This window comes from Antarcticirhabdus aurantiaca (genome assembly GCF_009765365.1).
Lineage (GTDB): Bacteria > Pseudomonadota > Alphaproteobacteria > Rhizobiales > Rhizobiaceae > Antarcticirhabdus > Antarcticirhabdus aurantiaca.
The window spans coordinates 49,861-71,909 of sequence record NZ_VTOM01000023.1 but is presented as its reverse complement, the minus strand read 5'-3'; the positions used below and the strand labels follow the sequence as shown (position 1 = coordinate 71,909).

The window sequence follows — 22,049 nt, the reverse complement described above, 5'->3', positions numbered from 1 at the left end:
GTTGTAGTTCGTGAACCAGTAGGCGAGGCCGAGCACTACGACCAGCGCGATAATAATGTAGAGCCAGCGAACGCCTTTAGATCTCTGCGGTGCGATTGCCACGGGGCTTCTCCTGCTGGTGACTTGTCAGGGGACAAGCTGGCCAGCGCTCGAGCGTTCCTTCCAGCATCAAGGGCCACGCGAACCGAACGCCTTGCATGCCGTTGGGCTATGCCGGTGTTCGGGCCATCGCCTCAATCCGCCGGCACAAGGAGATCCGATGTCCTCGACAAACGAACAATGTCCCGTGACCAACGAGCCCGCACAGCAGGATCAGTCGAGCACGGGCGACTTCGCCGAGTTCACGTGCCCGACCTGCGGCCGCTTCCGTGTCTCACGATCGGCGGTTCAGCAGCTCAGCGACATGCCTGAGGCACTCGCAACCGATGCCCTGGCGAAGGCGAAGAAGCGAGCTGAGATCGATGGCGGTGAGGTGCCCCTCATCCGCTCCTTCGATCTCGTGCTGAGCTAAGCGGACAAGCGCACCTGCATATAATCTGGCAATGGATGACGGATGGCAACGCTCAGTCGCCGCCGCCTCCGCCACCATCTCCGCCGCCGTCGGACCCGCCGTCGCAGTGGTGGGAGAAGCCGCCCGCAGAGCCGTCGTCACCGGATCCACCGGAATCGCTGCCGCGTCGGCGCCTCTTCGGTCGGGGTTGAGACAGCATCCAGAACGCGGATAGGGGCACGGCGATGAGGAGGGCCCAGCCGAGCAGGGGGACGGAGTTCATTGGACATCCAGTGCGGCGCGAGTTCAGAGCGACCGAGAGGTGTTGCCATCATGGCAATGCCCGCGAGATGACGGCAAGGGGTATGCGTGATGCGTATACCCGGAGGTGTGGTCATGATGACCATACCTTGGTGCCGAACGGTGTGACGCCATCCCCCACATCTGGGAGATATGGGCCCCCGGTTCTGGTGACACCCATCGGCGTCCGCCGCTGGGACGCCAACCAACCCGATGTTGTCGGGGTGGTCGCAGGTCTCCTCCAACGGAGTAACCCTCTGCTAGCGGCGGCGCGAGGCTCAGGCTTCGCGACTCGGCTTACGGTGCGGCGAGCGCGTGCTCTCGACTCCCACCATTGGTGGAAGTCTGCACTGTGCAATCCCGCGCGATGAGAGGTTCCCACCAACGGTGGAGACCTCGGCCGACACTACGATCCGAGCGTCCGGTTGGAACCGAGGTTTCCTCCAACGGAGGAGACCTCAAAAGTGAGTGCGCCCACACTTCTGCGCGTCCGAACTGGCGACGGTGGCAAATCCGTAACCGTTACGGATTCGCCCCTGTCGAGGGCATTCCATGTCGCGCGACATGTCGCATGGAGCTGCCGTGCGCCGAACGAAACCCCTGCAAATCAAGGGTAATGGCTGCAACACGGATGCGACATGGCGGGGCAGGAGAGGGAGGTGAGATCGCTACCTAAGTGCCTGCAGCGACTATAGAAAAGCGTTGGAGGCCTCGGCCGGACTCGAACCGGCGTGCAAGGATTTGCAGTCCTCTGCGTGACCACTCCGCCACGAGGCCTCAACGGGGCCGTACCTACTGACCCATAGGGGTTTGCGCAAGAGGCGTCGGCGGCATTCCGAAAAACGATCCTCGGGGCAATCTAAAAAAGCCTTTGGGGGCGTTCCATTCAAGCCGCCAGCTGCCGCCCATTCATGGATGCCTCAAACGGCGGAAGCGCTGCAAGATGCCGGCACGCGCCTCGCAGGCGATGGGCATCCGCCTCGGGCAGATGGTGACGCTCAAGCGCCCCCAGTTCGGGCTTGAGGATGGCAAAGCCACGATGGTGATCGGCATGGACGTGACGCTCCCGCACCGGTCGGGCGAGAGCGTGGCCTTGGGGCGTCATGGTCCTGGAACCGTTCGGGTAGCACGGCGCGCACAAGTGTGAACTGCCTACAACTACCAAGGATACGATCCATTAGAACAATCGAGGTAACGAGATGACGGGAGGCGCCCGGAAAGAGAAGGTCGACTTATGAAATACCGTATTGGTATGAAACTGGGTGCCGGTTTCGCCAGCGTTCTTCTGATGACTACCGCCGTCGGCTACTTCGGTATCAAGGCTCTGTCAGACAGCAATCACGAGCTGGACCAGTTTACACAGCGCCCATTCGAGCAAGTCCAGGGACTGGGTGGTGTTGCCGCCAACCTGGAGGCCGTTCGACGATTCGCGCGCAACGCGATGGCTGAGCCAACCGCCGATGGGAAGGCGGCTCAGATGAAGTCGTACCAGGAAGCTTGGGCGCGAATGCTGGCGTCTCTCGACCGGTACGAGGCAGGGGTCCAGACGCCAGAGGGCAAGCTTGCTATGGCTGAACTGCGCCCGTCGATCGAGGCGTTGCGACCTGTTTCGGACCAGATCATGGCCGACGCCATGCTCGTGAACCCGAACGAGGCTCGGGATGTTCTGGCGCAGGCCGAAGCGGATCTCGCGCAAGTCCGCGACCAACTCTCGACTCTCATGTCCAAAGTACGGGCTGAGAAGCTAGGCTCCCAGCCGACGGACATCGTCTACCAGACGGAAGCGGCTCTGCTCACGTCGGTTCTGGCGACACTCCGTATTATCGTGGACAGCGATCGCGATCGGATGCAGTCAGGGAGCGTTCAGCTGAACGACTTGGAAGCGCTCGTTCGTGCAAACGTCGACCGCCTGCGCACGTTGCTGCCCGCCAGCTTTGATGCCGATCTCGATCAGGTCACAACGCTTGCCGACAAGCATTTCGCCGGCATGCGCGTCCGCGGCGACGAGGGGCTGTTGAACCGGTCGGCTGCGGTGGCCCAGGCCCTGGTCAACGATCAGCGGCCGGCCACGGCAGCGGTCTCGAAGATCGTGACCGATCTGACGGCGCGGGCGAACGAGCGATCGGACGCATTCGTCGCAGAATCCGAAGCCAGCTACATCGCGACACGCAACCTGTCGATCGCACTGATCATCGCCGCCGTGGTGACCGGAGCGGGCGTCGCCGCATGGCTGTCCTTATCGACGGCTCGACGCCTGCGGCGGTCGGTGGCTCTCGCCGAGGCGATCACCGCCGGCGATCTGACCCAGCGGGTCGATGCCAAGGGGACCGACGAGATCGCCGATCTGCAGCGCGCCATGGCGGCCATGGCCGGCAAGCTGAGCGAGATCGTCACGGACGTCAGGGTTTCCGCCGAGCAGGTGGCTTCGGGATCAACGCAGTCCGCCGCGACGGCCGAACAGCTTTCCTCGGGCTCGACCGAACAGGCGGCGGCTTCCGAGCAGGCTTCCGCGGCTGTGGAGGAGATGACGGCCAACGTCCGTCAGAACGCCGACAATGCAACCCAGACCGAGCGCATCGCGGCGGCCGCAAGTCTGAACGCCGAGAAGAGCGGCGCTGCAGTGGGCAAGTCGGTGAAGGCGATGCACGAGATCGCCGAGCGGATCAAGGTCGTGCAGGAGATCGCCCGCCAGACGGATCTGCTGGCCTTGAACGCGGCCATCGAAGCGGCTCGGGCTGGGCCGCACGGCAAGGGCTTCGCGGTCGTCGCGAGCGAGGTGCGCAAGCTCGCCGAGCGCAGCCAGCTGGCAGCGGCCGAGATCGGAACGCTGTCAGCCGAGTCGCTCCTGACGTCGGAGGAAGCGGGGCAGATGCTGGATACCTTGGTGCCCGACATCCAGAAGACGGCCGAGCTCGTGTCCGAGATCTCCGCTGCCTGCCGCGAGCAGTCTATCGGGGTCGAGCAGATCAACCAGGCGATCCAGCAACTCGACCAGGTGACGCAGGCCAACGCCGGCGCGGCAAACGAGATGTCGGCAACGGCGGCGCAGCTGTCGGCCGAGGCGGGGAGGCTGAACGAGCGCGCCGGCTTCTTCCGGACAGGGGAGTCAGAGGTCATCGCATCGCCGAAGCGAGCCGTGAAGCGCAAGGAGACGGTGCAGGCCTTACAGGATCGTGTCAGCGAGTTCGGAGCAAGCCGAGCCGAAATGACCCGCGCGGCGCCTGCACCGACCCGGCAAGGTCTGGATCTCGATCTTAACGAGGGCTTCAAGCGCATGAGCGCCTGATCGCCACCGAATGTCGCGGACGGTCCTTTTCGGCTCGGCGACGAGTGGAGGAGAGACCGTCCGATACCAATTGCCAAGCTCGTCTCAGCGCCGGCCTCGAAAGCACTCATGCGTCGGAGGGGCGCCTTCGCGTCTGGCAAGCCCGACCGAGCCGCCATCTCGGACTGAAGCGCGGCATCGCCCCGCCGGAAGCGTCGGCCGCTTCGCGCGCAGAGAGGCGCGAAGGCGGCGGCGCACTCGCTGTCGGCCGGCGGATCAGCGGCGGCTGTCGGGTCGCCGTCCAGTTCGCATGGGACCGATCGTTGGGGTCGCTGCGGGTTGTGCCGAGCCTTTTATGGAACTTCCGGGCCGAGCCTCTCTTCAGCATTCGACAGACGAGGAGATTGTCATGGCGGATATCAAGGATGATGGTCTCGGGGTGAGCGCCGAACAACAAAGGGGCGCTCCGTTGAAGCACCATGAGATCGTCTCGGAAGACGATGCCGGCTCGGCGAGCATCGAGGAGGAGCTGCGACAGGAAGCGGCGACGGACAAGCCGGCGAAGGCTGATGAAGCGACATCGCAGTTCGAGGGCTTGGACAACGATCTCGTCAACGTCGGGAAGTTCACCGACGAAGCGCAGGACTGAGGGCGGCGACGGGACGGGTGTTCATCGTCCATCAGGGGGCCGCGGCTTCCGCGCTCATGGTGCGAGATCCTGGAGCGGGTGGCCTGCTGGCGCGGGTTCCACGAGCGGTCTCCCGGCTTTGCCTTGCGGGCGGTCGGGTGTGGCACTAAGAAACGGCACCGATGCCGGCCGGCGCTTGGCCGGCGAGGTCCTTTCGTCGACGGCGCGGCGCTCGGCTCGGGCCGGCGCTTCCTAGGGAGCGCTTCGGCCTCCCGGTCGGCGACGCAAGGATCCCGCAGGCCGCGCCGGCGATCATGCCCTTCTCGCTCACGGCAGGACGATCCTGCCTGCCAACGGAACACGCGTCCCATGGATTTCGCCGCCGCCCGCCTGAAGATGGTCGACAACCAGATCCGCACGACGGACGTCACCGAGCACGCCATCCTGCGCGCCTTCCTGACGGTGCCGCGCGAGGCCTTCGTGCCGGACGCGCGCAAGGTGCTCGCCTATATCGACGAGGACGTGCCGCTCGGCGGCGGGCGCTACATCATGGAGCCTTCGCCCTTCGGCAAGCTGCTCCAGCTGGCCGACATCCGGTCCAGCGACGTCGTTCTGGATGTCGGCTGCGGCACCGGCTACTCGGCGGCGATCCTGTCGCACCTCGCCGGCTCGGTGGTGGCGCTCGAGAGCGACGCCGGCCTCGCAGCCAAGGCGAGCGAGACGCTGGCGGGCCTCGACATCCTGAGCGTCGCGGTGGTCGAGGGGCCGCTCGAGAAGGGCTATCCCTCCGAGGCGCCGTTCGACGTCATCGTCTTCGAGGGCGCGGTCGAAGTTCTTCCGGACACCTTTCTCGACCAGCTGAAGCCGGGCGGCCGCCTCGTGGTGGTCGAGGGGATCGGCAACGCCGCGCTCGCGAAGCTCTACGTCAAGGATCACGACGGGATCGTCTCGGATCGCGTCGCCTTCAACTGCGCGGTCAAGCCCCTGCCGGGCTTCCGCAAGGAGGCCGCCTTCGTCTTCTGAGGGCGCACGCGCGGCTGCGCAACTGACGGGGCTGCGGTTTTTCGGTCACGCTCGCCGGCAAGCTGGTGCCGGATCGAGCGACTCCGTCATTCCGTGAATGACGCGGTGCATCCAGTTCCGCTAAATGTTGAAAAGGCAGACTCGCCCGAGATACGGGCGTGGCCTGCCTTTTCTACGGGGGTTCATGCGCATGCGTCACGGTCATTGGTCGGCAGTCCTGCTCGTCACGAGCATGCTCGTGACGACGGCGGCGCATGGTGAGACCTTGAACGGTGCGCTCGCTGCCGCCTATTCGAACAGCCAGACGCTCAACGCCGCGCGCGCCCAGCTTCGCGCAACAGACGAGAACGTCCCTCAGGCCAAGGCTGGCTTGCGGCCGCGCGTGTCCGGAACGGCCAGCGCCCAGGCGTCGCGCTCGCGCACCACGCGGGGCGACAACCTGCCGAGTTCCGAGGCGCGGACCGGATCGCTCGGCGTCGGCATCGAGCTGAACCAGACGCTCTTCGACGGCTTCAGGACGCCCAACAACGTCGCCGCGGCGCGGGCGCAGGTGCTGGCCTCGCAGGAAAACCTTGCCAATTCCGAGCAGAACGTCCTGCTCGACGCCGCGACGGCCTACATGAACGTCGTTCGCGACCGCCGCATCGCGGCGCTGCGTCAGCAGAACCTCGGCTTCCTTCAGGAACAGGTGCGCGCCGCGCGCGCCCGGTTCGAAGTGGGCGAGGGCACGCGCACCGACGTGGCGCAGGCCGAAGCCGAACAGGCGCTCGCCACGGCGACGCTGAACAACGCGCTCGCCGCCGTCGCGTCGAGCGAGGCCACCTATTACGACGTGATCGGCGAGGCTGCCGACGATCTGGCGCCGGCCCGTCCGCCGGCCCGCTCCATCCCGGGCTCCGTGACCAACGCCTTCTCGATCTCGCAGAAGGAGCACCCCGCGATTCTCGCGACGCTCCACGCCGTCGATGCTGCCGCGTTCCAGGTGAAGTCCGCGGAAGGCTCGCTGCTGCCGCAGCTCGGCGTGACGGCATCGGTCCAGAATCAGTACGGCCTGAACGAGACCGACCCGTCGAGCCTGCCGGGCGTCCAGGTGCAGACGCAGAATCAGGTGTCGACTACCGTCGGTGCCCAGCTGACCATCCCGATCTATCAGGGCGGCCTCGTCAGCTCGCAGATCCGCCAGCAGAAGGAAGTGCTTGGTCAGCGCCGCATCGAGGTCGACGGCACGCGCGATCAGGTGCGCGCCGCGGTCGCCACGGCCTGGGCCGAGTACCAGGCGGCGCAGGCGAACATCGTCGGCTATTCCGCGCAGGTCGATGCCGCCCGCCTGGCGCTGAGCGGCGTCATCGAAGAGCGCAACGTCGGCCAGCGCACCACGCTGGACGTCCTGAACGCCCAGGCCGACGTCATCACGGCGCAGATCCTGCTCGTCGGCTCGCAGCGCGACGAGGTCGTGGCGGGCTATGCGCTTCTGAGCGCCACCGGTCGCCTGCGGGCGGCCGCGCTAGGGCTCACCAACGATCCCTACAAGCCGGAGGAGCACTTCCAGGCCGTGGAGGACAAGTGGTTCGGCCTCAGGACTCCGGACGGTCGCTGACCGTCAGTGCGGATGTCGAGGCTGGTGCGGAGCTTGCCGCGGAGGCCTGGACCTTTCATCCGCACTCTTCGCGCAAGCTGGTCTGCCATATCCCTGTAACCGGAAAGCTGGCGGCGAATCTCGCCAGCGGGATTGCCGGGGACCGCACGAAAATGGGCGCAAGCGCTGCACGCGAACCGACGATGGAAGAGATTCTCGCCTCCATCCGGCGGATCATCGAGCCGGAAGGAACCGCCTCCGCGCCCGTGTTCACCTCGCTGGCCGGCGAGGACACCTCGGCCCCGATGCGAGCCACCGTCGCCGAGGCACCGAAAGCGGCCGCGATCGAATCGCTTACCATGCTCGCCGTGGAGCCGGTGGCGCCCGCTGCCGTGGAGGCCGCGTCGGCGTCGGACGATCTGACCGCGACGCGCCCGTGGGGCGTCGAGGCGAACGACGCTCGCCCGAGCCCCGCGGCGCGCGATCTGCGCTCGCCGATCACGGCCGGCTTCGATCGCTTCGCGTCCGCTCTCCAGCGCCTCAATCGACGGCCCGAGAAGCTTTCGGTGGCCTCGACTACGGCCGTCACCGCCGTCGCGTCCGTGCCCGCTACCGCGCGTTCGGCGGACCAGGCGCTCCTGCGCCAGGAAACCTCGATGGCCGTCGCGAAGCTGCGCGCCGTCGCCGACAGCATGGGCGGCCGCGCCCGAGCCACCGCCGCTCCCGCAGCGGTGGCGACGCTTGCCGAGGTCGCGCCGGACACGACGACGGCTGTCGTCGAACTCGCGGAAAACGTGGTCGTGGAAGCTGCGCCCGCGGTGACCCCGATCCTTCTCGCGCCCGAGCCGATGCCGGTCCCGGCCGAGCCGGAGGCGGTGTGCGAGCCGGAGGTCGTGGCCGAGTTCATCACCGTCGTGCCGCCGGCGGCCGCCAATGATGCAGGCGACCGCCGCGCGGAGGCCGAGGGCTTCGACGAGGCGGCGCTGATGATGGCGCTCCACGAGGAAATGGAGCGCGCGCCTGCTGCCGCGACGGGGACGACGGCGCTCGCCATGCTGCCGGTCGCCCGCGAAGTGGTGGCGGTGGAGCCGCGCATCGCCGAGATCGGCGCCCTGATCGCGGAAGAGGCCGGCGGCCGCACGGCGGAGGCTTTCGCCGATCTCGCCTCGGCCGTGCGGGCCGGCACGATGGGGTCGATGGAGGAGATCGTCCGCGGCCTTCTGCAGCCGATGCTGCGCGAATGGATGGACGACAATCTCCCGCACCTCGTGGAGCGGATGGTCCAGGACGAGATCCATCGGGCGGCCCGCGGCAGCGCTGCGGCCTGACGGGCCGACGCCTCTTCGTTGACGCGCCGAAGGCGAGGGGCTAGTCCGGCCTCCTGTTTTCGACGGTGATCGACGGACTCCATGATCGAGAAGACCTACGACGCCGCGGCCATCGAGCCGCGGATCTCCGAGCGCTGGGACGCGGCTGACGCGTTTCGCGCGGGCGCGGCGGCCGAACCCGGCGCGCCGGCCTATTCGATCGTGATCCCGCCGCCGAACGTGACGGGTTCGCTCCACATGGGGCACGCCCTCAACCACACGCTCCAGGACGTGCTGGTGCGCTTCGAGCGCATGCGCGGCAAGAACGTGCTCTGGCAGCCGGGCCTCGACCATGCGGGCATCGCCACGCAGATGGTCGTCGAGCGCCAGCTCATGGAGCGCCAGGAGCCGAACCGCCGCGCCATGGGCCGCGAGGCCTTCATCGAGCGCGTCTGGACGTGGAAGGCTGAATCCGGCGGCTCGATCGTCGGGCAGGATCGGCGTCTCGGCATGTCCTGCGACTGGTCGCGCGAGCGCTTCACCATGGACGAGGGACTGTCCAAGGCGGTCCTGCGCGTCTTCGTCCAGCTCTACCGCAAGGGCCTGATCTACCGCGACAAGCGGCTGGTGAACTGGGACCCGGCGCTTCGCACCGCGATCTCCGACATCGAGGTCGAGCAGCGCGAGGTGAAGGGGCACCTCTGGCACTTCCGCTATCCGGTGGAAGGGACGGTCTACGACCCCGAGGATCCCTCGACCTTCCTCACGGTGGCGACGACGCGGCCCGAAACCATGCTGGGCGACACGGCGGTCGCGGTGAACCCGAACGACGAGCGCTACGCGCATCTCGTCGGCAAGAACCTGCGCCTGCCGCTGGTCGGGCGCCTGATTCCCGTCGTCGCGGACGATTATGCCGACCTCGAGACCGGCTCTGGCGCGGTGAAGATCACGCCGGCGCACGACTTCAACGACTACGAGGTCGGCCGCCGGCACGATCTTCCGATGATCGCGCTGATGCGCGACGACGCCTCGATGACCCTGGCGGACAACGACGCCTTCCTCGACGGGCTCGTGCGCACGCCCGAGCTCGATCGCACCATCGCCGAGATCGACGGGCTGGACCGCTTCGCGGCCCGTGCGCGGGTCGTCGCCATGATGGAGGAGGGCGGGTTCCTCGCCCGGATCGAGGATCACCCGCATTCGGTCCCGCACGGCGACCGCGGCGGCGTGCCGATCGAGCCGTTCCTGACCGACCAGTGGTACGTCGACGCAGAGACGCTGGCCCGTCCCGCGATCGCCAGCGTTCGCGAGGGCCGCACCACCTTCGTGCCGAAGAATTGGGAGCGCACCTACTTCGACTGGATGGAGAACATCCAGCCCTGGTGCATCTCGCGTCAGCTCTGGTGGGGCCACCAGATCCCTGCCTGGTACGGGCCTGACGGCCAGTGCTTCGTCGCCGAGACGGAAGAGGAGGCGGTCGCCGAGGCGCTCGCCCACTACGTCACCAACGAGACGATCGACGACGCCGAAGCGCGCGCCATGGCGGAGGACCCGGCGCGTCGCGACGGCTTCCTGCGCCGCGACGAGGACGTCCTCGACACCTGGTTCTCCTCGGCGCTCTGGCCGTTCTCGACGCTCGGCTGGCCGGACGAGACGCCGGAGCTCGCGACCTATTATCCGACGAGCGTCCTCGTCACCGGCTTCGACATCATCTTCTTCTGGGTCGCCCGGATGATGATGATGGGCCTGGAGTTCACCGGCACGGAGCCCTTCTCGACCGTCTACGTCCACGCCCTCGTTCGCGACAAGAACGGGGCGAAGATGTCGAAGTCGAAGGGCAACGTCATCGATCCGCTGGAGCTGGCGGACGAGTTCGGCGCCGACGCGCTGCGCTTCACGCTGGCGATCATGGCGGCTCAGGGGCGCGACGTGAAGCTCGATCCGGCGCGTATCGCCGGCTACCGCAACTTCGCGACGAAGCTCTGGAACGCCACGCGCTTCGGCGAGATGAACGGCGTGGCGCACGGCGCGACGATCTGGCCGGAGGCCCTGCGCCTGCCGCTGAACCGCTGGATCGTGACGGAGCTCGGCCGGGCCGCGCGCGAGTGCGAGGGCGCGCTGGAAGCCTACCGCTTCAACGACGCGGCGGCGGCGCTCTATCGCTTCACCTGGAACCTCTTCTGCGACTGGTACGTGGAGCTGGCCAAGCCCGTCTTCATGGGCGAGGACGAGGCGGCCAAGGCCGAGACGCGCGAAACCTTCGGCTTCGTGCTCGACTCGGTCTACAAGCTGCTCCACCCGTTCATGCCCTTCATCACGGAAGAGCTGTGGGCGACGACGGCGCCGGAGGCCAGCCCGCGGCTGTCGCTCCTGTGCCATGCCCGGTGGCCGCAGGTCGACTTCGCCGACGAGACCGCGGCGGCCGATGTCAACTGGCTCGTCGAGCTCGTCACGGCCATCCGCTCGGTGCGCTCCGAGATGAACGTGCCGCCCGGGGCGGAAGCTTCGCTCCTCGCGATCACGCCGGGCCCGGAGGTCGCCGAGCGCCTCGCGCGCCACGAGGCCTCGCTGAAGCGCCTCGCCCGACTCGGCACGATCGAGACCGGCTCCGCCGTGCCGCCGCAGTCGGCGCAGATCCTCGTGGCCGGCACGCTCTTCGCCCTGCCGCTCGGCGGCATGATCGACATCGAGGCCGAGCGCGCCCGCCTCCTCAAGGCGAAGGGCAAGGCGGATGGGGAGGTCGCGCGGGTCGAGAAGAAGCTGTCGAACGAGCGCTTCGTGGCGAGTGCGCCGGAAGACGTCGTGGCGCAGGAGCGCGAGAAGCTCGCGGAGTACCAGGAGGAGGTGCGCCGCCTCGTTGCGGCCATCGAGCGCCTGGGCTGACGAAGCACCGCGAGGCTCGGGCAAGCCTCGCGGTCCTAGGACTGCGGATTATGTTGCGCGAATGCCGCATTGTGGCGATCGCGTGACGCACCCCCGTTTGCAAGCAAAGCTTTCCGTTTTACGTTCGCGTCAATGGCGGAACGGGCCCGGCCGGTCCGCAGGGAGGTTAGCGCATCCGGGCGGGGGGAATGACATGCCCAGGTTCGGCCGACTCTTCTTGAACACCGCTCTCGCGACCATTGCTGTCGTCGGCGCAGCCCAGGCCGGCGGGTTCCAACGCGGAACCGCCGATACGGACATCCTCTTCGAGTCGGGCACCGTCAATTTCCGCGCCGGCCTCACCCACATTGATCCCCGCCGCGGCTACGAGTCGATCAACGGCGTCGAGGGCGATTTCGGCGAGTACACCGGCACCTACAACATTCCCTCCTTCGCGATCGGCGCGGGCAACGAAGTCGTCGGCTGCGCCTTCCACTACACCGAGAGCTTCGCGGCCGAGGCGGACTACAGCGGCTCCCCGGGCGGCGCGCTGCCGTCGCAGAATGCCGCGACGCAGAGCACCTCCAACGCCGATCGCCTGAACCTGACGACCGGCCTGACGTCCCGCACCGAGACCATCGGCTTCGACTCGGACGAGTTCGGCGCCACCTGCCGCGTCAGCTACTCCGCCGATGTCGGCCGCTTCAGCCTCCTCGGCGGCGTGTTCTTCGAGGACTTCGAGTTCCGCGGATCGAGTCTGGGCGAGCGCAGCCTGAACGGCCTTCTCGGGCCGCAGCTCGGCGGCGCGCTCAATCGCCAGGGCACCTCGGTGATCCTGCCGACCGAAGTGTCGGTCAACTCGCGCGGCGACTACGAGGCCGGCTATCGCCTCGGCCTCGCCTACGAGAAGCCCGAGATCGCGCTGCGCATCCAGGGCATCTACCGCTCCGAGATCGAGCACGATTCGATCGCCGGCGGCGGCACGTTCGACCCGAGCACTGCCTTCGTGCGCCTCGCCAACGGCGCGACCGTGTCCGTACCGGTGTTCCTGACCAACCCGGCGCTCGGTCTGACGCCCGCCCAGCGCGCCCAGATCGGCGGCACGCTCGGCGCCCTCGGTTCCTCGCCGGCGCTCGACGTCGAGTCGTCGCTGAACACGGCGATCAGCCCGCAGAGCTTCACCATCAACGCCCAGACGGGCATCGCCGAGGGCACGCTGCTGCTCGCCTCGCTGCGCTGGACCGACTGGAGCACCAACGACGCCGTCGTCAGCACGATCAACGGCACGCTGGCGGGTCAGGCCTTCACCTCGTCGAGCTACGCGCCGTACAACTGGCGCGACGGCTACACCGCCTCGCTGGGCATCGGCCGCGCCTTCAACGAGTTCGTCTCGGGCGCGATCTCGGTCGGCTACGACCGCGGCGTCTCGACCGGTTCGGAGACGACCTATACCGACCTCTACACCCTCGCCGGCGGCTTCTCGTTCAAGGACAACAAGTTCGCCGAGCTGCGGGTCGGCGGCCTCGTCGGCTACTGGACCGACGGTGAGCAGCGCATCGAAGAGGGCGCCTACTTCGACGGCGAGGTCGGCAACGACTGGATCTACGGCGCGACCGCTTCGGTGAAGTTGAACTTCTGAACCGAGCCGCCCGAACCCGCGCATTCCGCGAGCGCTCCGCCTCAGGGCGGGGCGCTTTTTCGCGACGCGGCGCCGACGGCGCCCCATTTGTTTCGTTCACGACTCCGTCATCGCAACACGGCCGCAACGGCCGACGCGGACCCTCGTCGCTCAAGCCGGTTCAAGCAACGCTCCAACTCGTTGTTTGTCGGCAACACTATTGCAACGGTGCATCGCATATGATGGCCGACGAGACGAAGTGCCCTGTTGCCGCCATAAAACGCGCCTCAGGTCAGGCCGCACTCGAAGGGGTTGGTCCGGTTTTTGAGGGGTTGGACCGCCGCTTCACACGCAGTGTCGCTGGATCGTGGATCATGAGCCTTTCGTTGGGGAACGGGAGGGATCCGCGAGGGCGAGGACCGGAGCCGGCTGCGGCTGCCGCGGATCGAACCGCGCGGCCAATGGTCGTCTCCGTCATCGAGTGACGGGGGACGAGATGGAACGCCACGCGACGCGCACCCATATCCAGGCCGGATCAATTCGGTACCGCGCGACCGTGCAAGGCCGTCGCGAAGCAGTGCATGCCGTTTTCATCAACCGTTCCGTTCCGGGCGCCTTCTGAATGCGTCGCTTCCTGAGATACGCCGTGCCGGCGCTCGTGCTCGCTTCGGCCGTGGCCGTCGCCGACCGGCCGACGCACGCGCTCGATCCGGAAGCGGTGGTGTCGCCCAATGCGGGACCGCTCGAACTCTTCGCGCAGGGCTTCAAGGCCTATCAGCGTGGCGAGAAGACCGAAGCCGTCGCGGCGCTCCGCTACGCCGCGGACAAGGGCCATGCCGGCGCGCGCTGGAAGCTCGGCCGCATGTATGCCGACGGCGACGGGGTCGAGAAGGACGACTACGAGGCCTTCAAGATCTTCGAATCGATCGTGCGTGAGCACCAGGAAGACGACGGCGCCGGCAATGCCGCCTACGTCGCGAGCGCCATCGTGGCGCTGGGCGACTACCTGCGCACCGGCATTCCCGACAGCCCGGTGCAGCCGAACTTGGCGCAGGCGCGGCAGTTCTACTTCCACGCCGCATCCTATTTCGGCTCGACGCGCGCGCAGTTCCAGCTCGGCCGGATGCTGCTCGACGGGGAGGGCGGCTCCGCCAGCCCGCGTCAGGCGGCGCGCTGGCTGAAGCTCGCGGCCGAGAAGCATGATCCGGCGGCGCAGGCGCTGCTCGGCTACCTGCTCTTCGACGGCGAGAAGATCGACATGGATGCCGAGCCGGTGCGCGGCCTCGCGATGCTGACGCTGGCCATGCGCAGCGCTTCGCCGAGCGACATCACCTGGATCCGTCCCCTGCAGGAGCAGGCCTTCTCGCTGGCCAGCGAGGCGGAGCGCCGCACGGCCATCGCCTACGTCCAGGAAAAAAGCGAGCCGATGACGGCCACGATCGCCAACTGACGCCGACGCCGCTCAGGCGGTGAGGTCAATCAGCACGGGAACGTGGTCCGAGGGCTTTTCCCAGGCGCGCACGTGCTTGTCGATGCCGGCGCCCGACAGGCGCGAGGCGGCCTCCGGCGAGAGCAGGAGGTGATCGATCCGGATGCCGTTGTTCTTCTGCCAGGCTCCGGCCTGATAGTCCCAGAAGCTGTACGTCCCGTCCGCGTCCGTCGTGGCGCGCAGGGCGTCCGTCAGGCCGAGATTGACGAGGCGGCGGTAGGCGCGCCGCGTCTCCGGCCGGAAGAGGGCGTCCTCCACCCAGGCCTGCGGATGCTTGGCGTCGATCGGCTCGGGAATGACGTTGTAGTCGCCGGCGAGGACCAGGGCCTCGTAGCGCTCCAGGAGATCGCTCGCGTGGCGCTCCAGCCGCGCCATCCAGTCGAGCTTGTAGGGATACTTCTCCGTGCCGACGGGATTGCCGTTCGGCAGGTAGATCGAGGCGACGCGCAGCGGCTTGCCGTTGATGCGCCAGAGGCCCTCGATGTAGCGGGACTGCTCGTCGCCCTCACCGCCGGGCAGACCGCGCGTGACCGCCTCCGGTTTCTCCTTCGACAGGAGCGCGACGCCGTTGAAGCCCTTCTGCCCGTGCGTCTCGACGTGGTAGCCGAGCGCTTCGAAGGCCTCGCGCGGAAAGCCTTCGTCCTGCGTCTTGATCTCCTGCAGGCAGGCGATGTCGGGCCGGCGCTCGGTGAACCAGGCGATGACGGCGTCCGTGCGGGCACGCACGCCGTTGACGTTCCAGGTGGCGACGATCACGCGGGGGCGCTCAGACGGAGAAGGAGGTGCCGCAGCCGCAGGAGGCGACGGCGTTCGGATTCCGGATCTGGAAGGACTGGCCCATCAGGTCGTCCACGAAGTCGACCACCGCACCCTCCATGAAGGTCAGCGACATCGGGTCGATCAGGACGCGCGCGCCGTCGCGGTCGATCACGACGTCGTCCGGTTCGGCGGCGTTGGTGAGGTCGTACTTGTAGGAGAAGCCGGAACAGCCGCCGCCTTCGACGGAAATGCGCAGCGCGCTCGCCTCCGGCCCGCTGGCCGACAGGATGGCGGCGATGCGCTTGGCTGCGGCGTCGGAGACGACGACGGAGAAATCGGCGGTCTGGCTCATGGAACCCTCGCGGCGCCGGCCTGTTCGGCGCGCCGCTCCCTTTCGCTTCAGTCGGACTTAAGTATGCATGGGCGGCAGGCCGGTCAATCGATCCCGGCGGAACGGAGCGTTCGCATGGAGGAGGTCTCGCGGATCGGGACGATCGGCATGGGCGGAAGCGCTCGCGCGCCCTTCGCGGTCGACCCTACGCGCTCGCGCGGCCGCGTCGTGCCGGAGCCCGACAGTCCGACGCGCACGCCGTTCCAGCGCGACCGGGACCGAATCGTCCATTCCACCGCCTTTCGCCGCTTGAAGCACAAGACGCAGGTCTTCATCTCGCACGAGAGCGACCATTTCCGCACCCGCCTGACCCACACCATCGAGGTGTCGCAGATCGCCCGCGCTTTTGCCCGGGCTCTGCGGCTCGACGAAGACCTGACCGAGGCCGTCGCGCTCGTCCACGACTTCGGCCACACGCCGTTCGGCCATGCCGGCGAACGCGCCCTCGACCGCCGCATGCGTGCCTTCGGCGGCTTCGACCACAACGCGCAGGCGCTGCGCATCGTCGCCCATCTCGAGCGGCGTTACGCCGACTTCGACGGGCTGAACCTCGCCTGGGAAACGCTAGAAGGGCTCGTCAAGCACAACGGACCGCTGACCGGGCCGCATGCCGAGACCAAGGCCGTGCCGCTGCCGATCCTCGAATTCGACGCGGGCTTTCCCTTGATGCTGAACAGCTTCCCGAGCCTGGAGGCGCAGGCCGCGGCGATCTCCGACGACATCGCCTATAACACGCACGACCTCGACGACGGCATCCGCGCCGGGCTGATCGAGATCTCGGACCTTGCCGAACTCTCGCTCGCCGGAGACATCCTGCGCGAGGTCGAGGCGCGCCATCCCGGCCTCGATCCCGAACGCAAGAGCCACGAGATCATGCGCCGCCACATCACGCGGATGGTCGAGGACGTCATCGCGACGACGCTGCTCGGCCTTTCCGAGGTCGCTCCGGCGGACGCCGACGCCGTCCGGGCGGCGGGGCGGACGCTCGTCGCCTTTTCTCCGGCGATGAAGGCGGCGGTGGAGGAAACGCGGCGCTTCCTCTTCGCACACGTCTATCGCAGCCCCGCGGTGTGGCGGACCATGGAGCTCGCGGAGGGCGTCGTCGAGGATCTGTTCGACGCCTTTACCGCCGACCCCTCGCGCCTGCCGGACGGCTGGGCCGCGCAGGCCGCGGCGCTGCCGCCGGAGCGGCTCGCCCGGCGGGTCAGCGATTATCTCTCCGGAATGACCGACACCTTCGCGCTCGCCGAGCATCGGCGTCTGTTTGACGCGACGCCGCAATTAAGCTAGCCGCCCGGTCTTCGGGCCGCCGCGCTCTCGCGGGCGCCCTTCACGGATCGCTGGTTCGCCATGGACATCTTCGCCGACTTCACGCAACGCATCAACGTCGCGGTTCAAACCGTTCTGACGCATTACGAAGCGGGCGATGTCGACCTGTCGCGCGTGACCGTCGAGCCGCCGCGCGACGAGAGCCACGGCGACCTCGCGACCAACGCCGCCATGGTGCTGGCCAAGCCGCTCGGCGCCAAGCCGCGCGACCTGGCAACGCGCATCGCGGCGAAGCTCGCCCGCGATCCGGACGTTGCGACGGCCGAGGTGGCGGGACCGGGCTTCATCAACCTGCGCCTCCATCCCGGCTACTGGCTGAAGCACCTCGCGGGCCTGCTTGCCGAGGGATCGGACTACGGCCGGGGCGCCCCGACGGGACGCAAGGTCAACGTCGAATACGTCTCCGCCAACCCGACGGGCCCGATGCATGTCGGCCATACGCGGGGCGCGGTGGTGGGCGACGCCATCGCCAACCTCATGGCCTTCTCCGGCGACGAGGTGACGAAGGAATACTACATCAACGACGCCGGCGAGCAGGTGAGCGTGCTCGCCCGCTCCGTCTTCCTGCGCTATCGCGAGGCGCTCGGCGAGGACATCGGCGAGATCCCGGCGGGGCTTTATCCCGGCGACTATCTCGTGCCGGTCGGGCAACAGCTCGCCGAGCGCTACGGCGCCGCCTTGCGCGGCATGGACGAGGCCGAATGGCTGCCGATCGTGCGGGACGCGGCGATCGACGGCATGATGGCGATGATCCGGGACGACCTTACCAAGCTCGGCGTCAACCAGGACGTCTTCTTCTCCGAGCGCACGCTCCACGCCGACAATGGCGGGCGGATCGCCGAGGCGATCGAGGACCTGAGGGCGCGCGGCTTTGTCTACCAGGGCACGCTGCCCCCGCCGAAGGGCCAGCTGCCGGAGGATTGGGAAGACCGCGAGCAGACGCTGCTGCGCTCCACCGAGGTCGGCGACGACGTCGACCGGCCGCTGGTGAAGTCGGACGGGCGCTACACCTACTTCGCCGCCGACGTCGCCTATTTCCGCGACAAGTACGAGCGCGGCTTCAACGAGATGGTCTACGTGCTCGGCGCCGATCACGGCGGCTACGTCAAGCGCTTGGAGGCTGTCGCTCGAGCGGTTTCGCAGGGCGCCGCGCATCTCGACGTCGTGCTCTGCCAGCTCGTCAAGCTGTTCCGCGACGGCGAGCCCGTCACCATGTCGAAGCGGGCGGGCAATTTCGTCACGCTGTCCGACGTGGTCGACGAGGTCGGCCGCGACGCCGTGCGGTTCATGATGCTCTTCCGCAAGAGTGACGCGCCGCTCGACTTCGACTTCAAGAAAGTCACCGAACAGTCGAAGGACAATCCGGTTTTCTACGTCCAGTACGCCCATGCGCGCTGCCAGTCGGTGTTCCGGCAGGCGGAAGGCGCCGGTCTGGCGCTGCCGGACTTCCGGGCGCTGGACGCCGGCGCGCTGGATGCCCTGACGGACGAGGGCGAGCTGGCGCTGATCCGCAAGCTCGCGGCGTTTCCGCGGCTCGTCCAGTCGGCCGCGCGGGCGAAGGAGCCGCATCGGGTTCCCTTCTTCCTCTACGACCTCGCTCAGGGGTTCCACGCCCAGTACAATCGGGGACGGGACCTGACGCACTTACGCTTTGTTAACCCTGACGAAGCATCAATCAGCCTAGCAAGGTTGGCGTTGGTCAAAGGAGTCGCGACCGTCATCGCTTCGGGACTGGCCCTCGTGGGCGTCGATGCTCCCGACGAAATGCGCTGACGGATCACGCTTTGGACAACATCCCTTCCTAGCGATCGTCGTTGCGGACCGGAGCCTTCCGTCCGCCGGCTTTGAGAGGCGGGAAGCAGGCAAATGGGCTCGATGGGCAACGCGCGGCGCGGCGGAGGCGCCATCGGAACCGGGCCGGCGGGAGAGGACGTCGATCCGTTCGACGACCTCGCGCGCCTGCTCGACGAGCCCTGGTCCGACAGCTTTCCGATCGGCGCCAAGACACCTGCCTCGGCGAAACCGAAGACGCCCGTCGTGGACGACGCCTTCGAGGCGGCGTTCGCCGCCGAATTCTCCAAGATCGTCCCCGGTCGCCGTCCGGCCGCCGATGCCACTTCGCCGGCCGCGGCGGGCGGGATCGAAGCGTTCGACGACTTCGTCTCGTCGGTGACGCCCGAAAAACGCGCGACGCCCGCGCCGTCGGTCCAGACGAGCTATGCCGGCTGGGTCGGCACGAAGCTTCCCGAGGCGCCGAAGCTGGCGAAGCCTGCCGCGCCAGCGCCCGTTCAGGCGGCGAAGCCGTCCGGCAAGAAAGGCCCCGCCAGCGCCCTCGACGCCGCCATCGAGCAGGAGATCGAGGACGCGATCCGCGGCCTCAGCGCCCCGGCCAATCCGCGCGGCAACGGCCCGAACCGGGCCGAATCCTACGCGCCGGAGCGCCGTCCCTTCCACGACGAGCCGGTCGCCCGCCACACGGCGGCGATCGACGACTTCGACGCGCTGATCGCCAGCGAGCTCGCCATCCTCAACCAGGAGCGCGGCTTCAACCGCGGCTCGGGCGAGGGCCTGCCGGCGGGGCAGAGCGACGACGCCATGCCGGTTTCGCCGGGCGCCGCGCCGATCTTCGTCGCGACGGCCGACATGGCCGCACCGGCGCGCCGGCCGCGCCGGAACTACGGCCGCGCCATCGCCAAGGGGCTGACCATCGGCACGGGCCTCGCTGCCATGGTCGCGGGCGGCGTCTTCCTGTCGGGCTACTTATCCGTCGGCGGATCGTCGGTCGCGGGCGGTGGGCCGGTTCTCTTGAAGGCGGATGCCGAGCCGGTGAAGATCGCGCCCGAGAATCCGGGCGGCAAGTCGATCCCCAACCAGAACAAGGCGGTCTACACGCGCGTCCAGAGCGGCGGCGCTGCCGAGCCGCCGGCCCAGCAGGAACTGCGCGTCGAGGCCGAGGAACCGATGGAGCTCGCGCCGGAAAGCGAAGGGCCTTCGATCTCCGAGGAGCTGCCGGGCGTCAGCTTCTACGACGACGGGCCGGGCGAGGCCGTGGCCGCCGTCGCCGACGCGCCCGGTGAGGCGGCCGAGGCCGATCCCGTGCTGCAGCCGCGGCGCGTGCGGGCCCTGACCGTTCGTCCGGACGGCACGCTCGTCGCGGAAGCGGATCCGTCCGCACCGTCGCTGGAGACGCTCCAGGGCGGCAGCGCGCTGGTCGAGACGGCGGCACGACCCGTCGAAATCGCGTCCGCCGATCCGAGCGAGCCGGTTCCCGCTTCGTCGCCCGTTGCCGACATGATCACGGCCTCGACGGCGCCCCGCGCCGAGCTGGCGGCCGACGAGGTCGCGGCGCTCGCCGCGCAGCCGCCCGCGGCCATGCCGGCCGAGGCTCCGACGGAGCCTGCGGCAGCGGCGGCGCCCGCGATCGACCCCTCCAACTATGCCGGCTACTACGTCCAGATCTCTTCGCAGCCCTCGGCGGAGGCCGCCCAGAAGTCCTCCGACTCGCTGCGCGGCAAGTTCGCGAGCGTCCTGAACGGGCGGGACGTCGTCATCCAGTCCGCCGACATCCCGGGCAAGGGCACCTACCACCGGGTCCGGGTGCTGGCCGGCAGCCAGAACGAGGCGTCCAGCCTGTGCGAGGCCCTGAAGTCCGCCGGCGGCAGCTGCTTCGTATCGCGCTAGGCCTCGGGGCCGCCGCGACGCTTCGCGCCTCTGCTTCCCTCGCGCCGCCGCCCGTCGGGCCGGTGGGCGGGGGAAGCCGTTCCTTGTCATCGGAGACGACCATGAGCGGTTCCAAGTCCTGGATCGCGGCCCCCCTCGGCACCAGCGTCAGCCGCGAGGAGCGGGCCTTCTTCGGCGGCGAGGCGCCGTGGGGCTTCATCCTCTTCGGCCGCAACATCTCCGAGCCGAACCAGGTCTCCGACCTCGTGGCCGAGCTGAAGGACGTCGGCGGGCGCGATTCGACGCCGGTCTTCATCGACCAGGAGGGCGGGCGCGTGCAGCGCCTGCGCCCGCCGCTCGCGCCGCGCTACCCGCCGGCGCGCACGCTCGGCGACCTGACGGAGCGCGATCCCTCGCTCGCCGAGCGCGCCGCCTGGATCCAGGGCCGCCTCCACGCCATCGACCTCGCGCGCTACGGCATCAAGGCCGACTGCATCCCCTGCGTCGACGTGCCGGTGGAAGGATCGCATTCGGTGATCGGCGACCGGGCCTTCTCGACCGACCCGGAACTCGTCGCGCGCTACGGCCGGGCGATGGCGGACGGCTTCGCCGCGGGCGGCGGGCTGCCCGTCGTCAAGCACATGCCGGGTCACGGTCGCGGCAACGCCGACAGCCATCTCGACCTGCCGGTGGTGAGCGCGAGCCCGGCGGAGTTGGAAGACAGCGACTTCGTGCCGTTCCGGGCGCTGCGGAACCTGCCGGCGGCCATGAGCGCGCACCTCCTCTTCGAGGCGATCGATCCCAAGCGTCCCGCGACGCTGTCGCCGATCGTGATCCAGTCGGTGATCCGCGAATCGATCGGCTTCGACGGCCTCCTGATGACCGACGACGTGTCGATGAAGGCGCTTCGCGGCGACTTCTACGACCTGTCGGCGGCGGCGCTCTCCGCCGGCTGCGACGTCGTCCTTCATTGCAACGGCGACATGGCGGAGATGCGCCGCGTCGCCGCCGCCGCCCGGCCGCTCGCCGGCGATTCGGCCCGGCGCGCCGCGGCGGCAGAGGCCTTCGGAGCCCGCACCCCCGAGGTCGCCGACGAGGCGGCGCTTCGCGAGGAGTTCGCTGAACTCCTTGCCCAGGTCGCCTAAACGGGTCGCGCGCCGAGCACCGCGAATTGATGGAAACCGGGCCAAATGCCTGTCGGCATTTACGGATCCCCCGTTCCCATCCCCGTTGCGCTGCGCTAGAAGGGCTCCATCCGTCCAGGGTTCGGCACGAGGTTCGCGCCGGGGCCGGACGGAAGGCGACGGGCACGCGCCGATCCTGAAACACGTACCGGCATCCGAGCCGGGGCC

General features: G+C 68.3%; 16 protein-coding genes and 1 tRNA gene. 14 read left to right on the top strand and 3 right to left on the bottom strand.

Annotated features, from left to right (window positions below; genetic code table 11):
• Positions 1–286: 286 nt before the first annotated feature.
• On the top strand, positions 287–511 hold the full coding sequence (locus FZN60_RS22775; RefSeq protein WP_158875817.1) for a hypothetical protein: 225 nt from the start codon (positions 287–289) through the stop codon (positions 509–511).
• Between the two features lie 982 nt (positions 512–1,493).
• Here the strand turns inward: FZN60_RS22775 and FZN60_RS22770 are convergent.
• Positions 1,494–1,567: transfer RNA gene (locus tag FZN60_RS22770), tRNA-Cys, on the bottom strand.
• Positions 1,568–1,733: 166 nt separating this feature from the next.
• Between FZN60_RS22770 and FZN60_RS22765 the strand changes: the two genes are divergently transcribed.
• From FZN60_RS22765 to FZN60_RS22725, 9 genes are all read left to right on the top strand, one after another.
• Complete coding sequence (locus FZN60_RS22765; RefSeq protein ID WP_158875816.1) at positions 1,734–1,937, top strand: hypothetical protein; 204 nt, start codon at positions 1,734–1,736, stop codon at positions 1,935–1,937.
• A gap of 87 nt (positions 1,938–2,024) precedes the next feature.
• Entirely contained in the window at positions 2,025–4,076 is a 2,052-nt protein-coding gene (locus FZN60_RS22760; RefSeq protein WP_246727078.1) for a HAMP domain-containing methyl-accepting chemotaxis protein, read from the top strand.
• Between the two features lie 388 nt (positions 4,077–4,464).
• Positions 4,465–4,704 (top strand): hypothetical protein, encoded by a 240-nt coding sequence (locus FZN60_RS22755; RefSeq protein WP_158875815.1) that lies wholly within the window; start codon positions 4,465–4,467, stop codon positions 4,702–4,704.
• 348 nt (positions 4,705–5,052) lie between these two features.
• Positions 5,053–5,706, top strand: coding sequence for a protein-L-isoaspartate O-methyltransferase family protein (locus FZN60_RS22750; protein WP_158875814.1), 654 nt, complete (start codon positions 5,053–5,055; stop codon positions 5,704–5,706).
• Positions 5,707–5,896: 190 nt separating this feature from the next.
• Entirely contained in the window at positions 5,897–7,303 is a 1,407-nt protein-coding gene (locus FZN60_RS22745; protein ID WP_246727077.1) for a TolC family outer membrane protein, read from the top strand.
• A 182-nt stretch (positions 7,304–7,485) separates the two neighbouring features.
• Positions 7,486–8,610, top strand: coding sequence for a PopZ family protein (locus tag FZN60_RS22740; RefSeq protein ID WP_158875812.1), 1,125 nt, complete (start codon positions 7,486–7,488; stop codon positions 8,608–8,610).
• Between the two features lie 81 nt (positions 8,611–8,691).
• On the top strand, positions 8,692–11,472 hold the full coding sequence (locus FZN60_RS22735; protein ID WP_158875811.1) for a valine--tRNA ligase: 2,781 nt from the start codon (positions 8,692–8,694) through the stop codon (positions 11,470–11,472).
• A gap of 217 nt (positions 11,473–11,689) precedes the next feature.
• Positions 11,690–13,090: a long-chain fatty acid transporter gene (locus FZN60_RS22730; protein ID WP_246727076.1), complete on the top strand. Its 1,401-nt coding sequence runs from the start codon at positions 11,690–11,692 to the stop codon at positions 13,088–13,090.
• A gap of 601 nt (positions 13,091–13,691) precedes the next feature.
• Positions 13,692–14,519 (top strand): tetratricopeptide repeat protein, encoded by an 828-nt coding sequence (locus FZN60_RS22725; RefSeq protein ID WP_158875809.1) that lies wholly within the window; start codon positions 13,692–13,694, stop codon positions 14,517–14,519.
• A 12-nt stretch (positions 14,520–14,531) separates the two neighbouring features.
• Here FZN60_RS22725 and xth read toward each other — a convergent pair whose 3' ends face one another.
• The gene (gene xth, locus FZN60_RS22720; protein WP_158875808.1) at positions 14,532–15,314 is read right to left on the bottom strand and encodes an exodeoxyribonuclease III; all 783 of its coding nucleotides are present in this window, start codon (positions 15,312–15,314) and stop codon (positions 14,532–14,534) included.
• A gap of 10 nt (positions 15,315–15,324) precedes the next feature.
• On the bottom strand, positions 15,325–15,669 hold the full coding sequence (gene erpA / locus FZN60_RS22715; protein WP_158875807.1) for an iron-sulfur cluster insertion protein ErpA: 345 nt from the start codon (positions 15,667–15,669) through the stop codon (positions 15,325–15,327).
• 114 nt (positions 15,670–15,783) lie between these two features.
• On the opposite strand from erpA, the gene FZN60_RS22710 reads away from it, so the two are divergent.
• The 4 genes from FZN60_RS22710 to nagZ all read left to right on the top strand — a co-directional run bounded on the left by FZN60_RS22710 (position 15,784) and on the right by nagZ (position 21,842).
• Positions 15,784–16,998 carry a deoxyguanosinetriphosphate triphosphohydrolase gene (locus tag FZN60_RS22710; protein WP_158875806.1) on the top strand — a complete coding sequence of 405 codons (1,215 nt, stop codon included), beginning with the start codon at positions 15,784–15,786 and terminating at the stop codon, positions 16,996–16,998.
• Between the two features lie 60 nt (positions 16,999–17,058).
• On the top strand, positions 17,059–18,810 hold the full coding sequence (argS, locus tag FZN60_RS22705; protein WP_158875805.1) for an arginine--tRNA ligase: 1,752 nt from the start codon (positions 17,059–17,061) through the stop codon (positions 18,808–18,810).
• Positions 18,811–18,903: 93 nt separating this feature from the next.
• The gene (locus FZN60_RS22700; RefSeq protein WP_158875804.1) at positions 18,904–20,718 is read left to right on the top strand and encodes an SPOR domain-containing protein; all 1,815 of its coding nucleotides are present in this window, start codon (positions 18,904–18,906) and stop codon (positions 20,716–20,718) included.
• 101 nt (positions 20,719–20,819) lie between these two features.
• Positions 20,820–21,842 carry a beta-N-acetylhexosaminidase gene (gene nagZ, locus FZN60_RS22695; RefSeq protein ID WP_158875803.1) on the top strand — a complete coding sequence of 341 codons (1,023 nt, stop codon included), beginning with the start codon at positions 20,820–20,822 and terminating at the stop codon, positions 21,840–21,842.
• Positions 21,843–22,049: the final 207 nt, after the last annotated feature.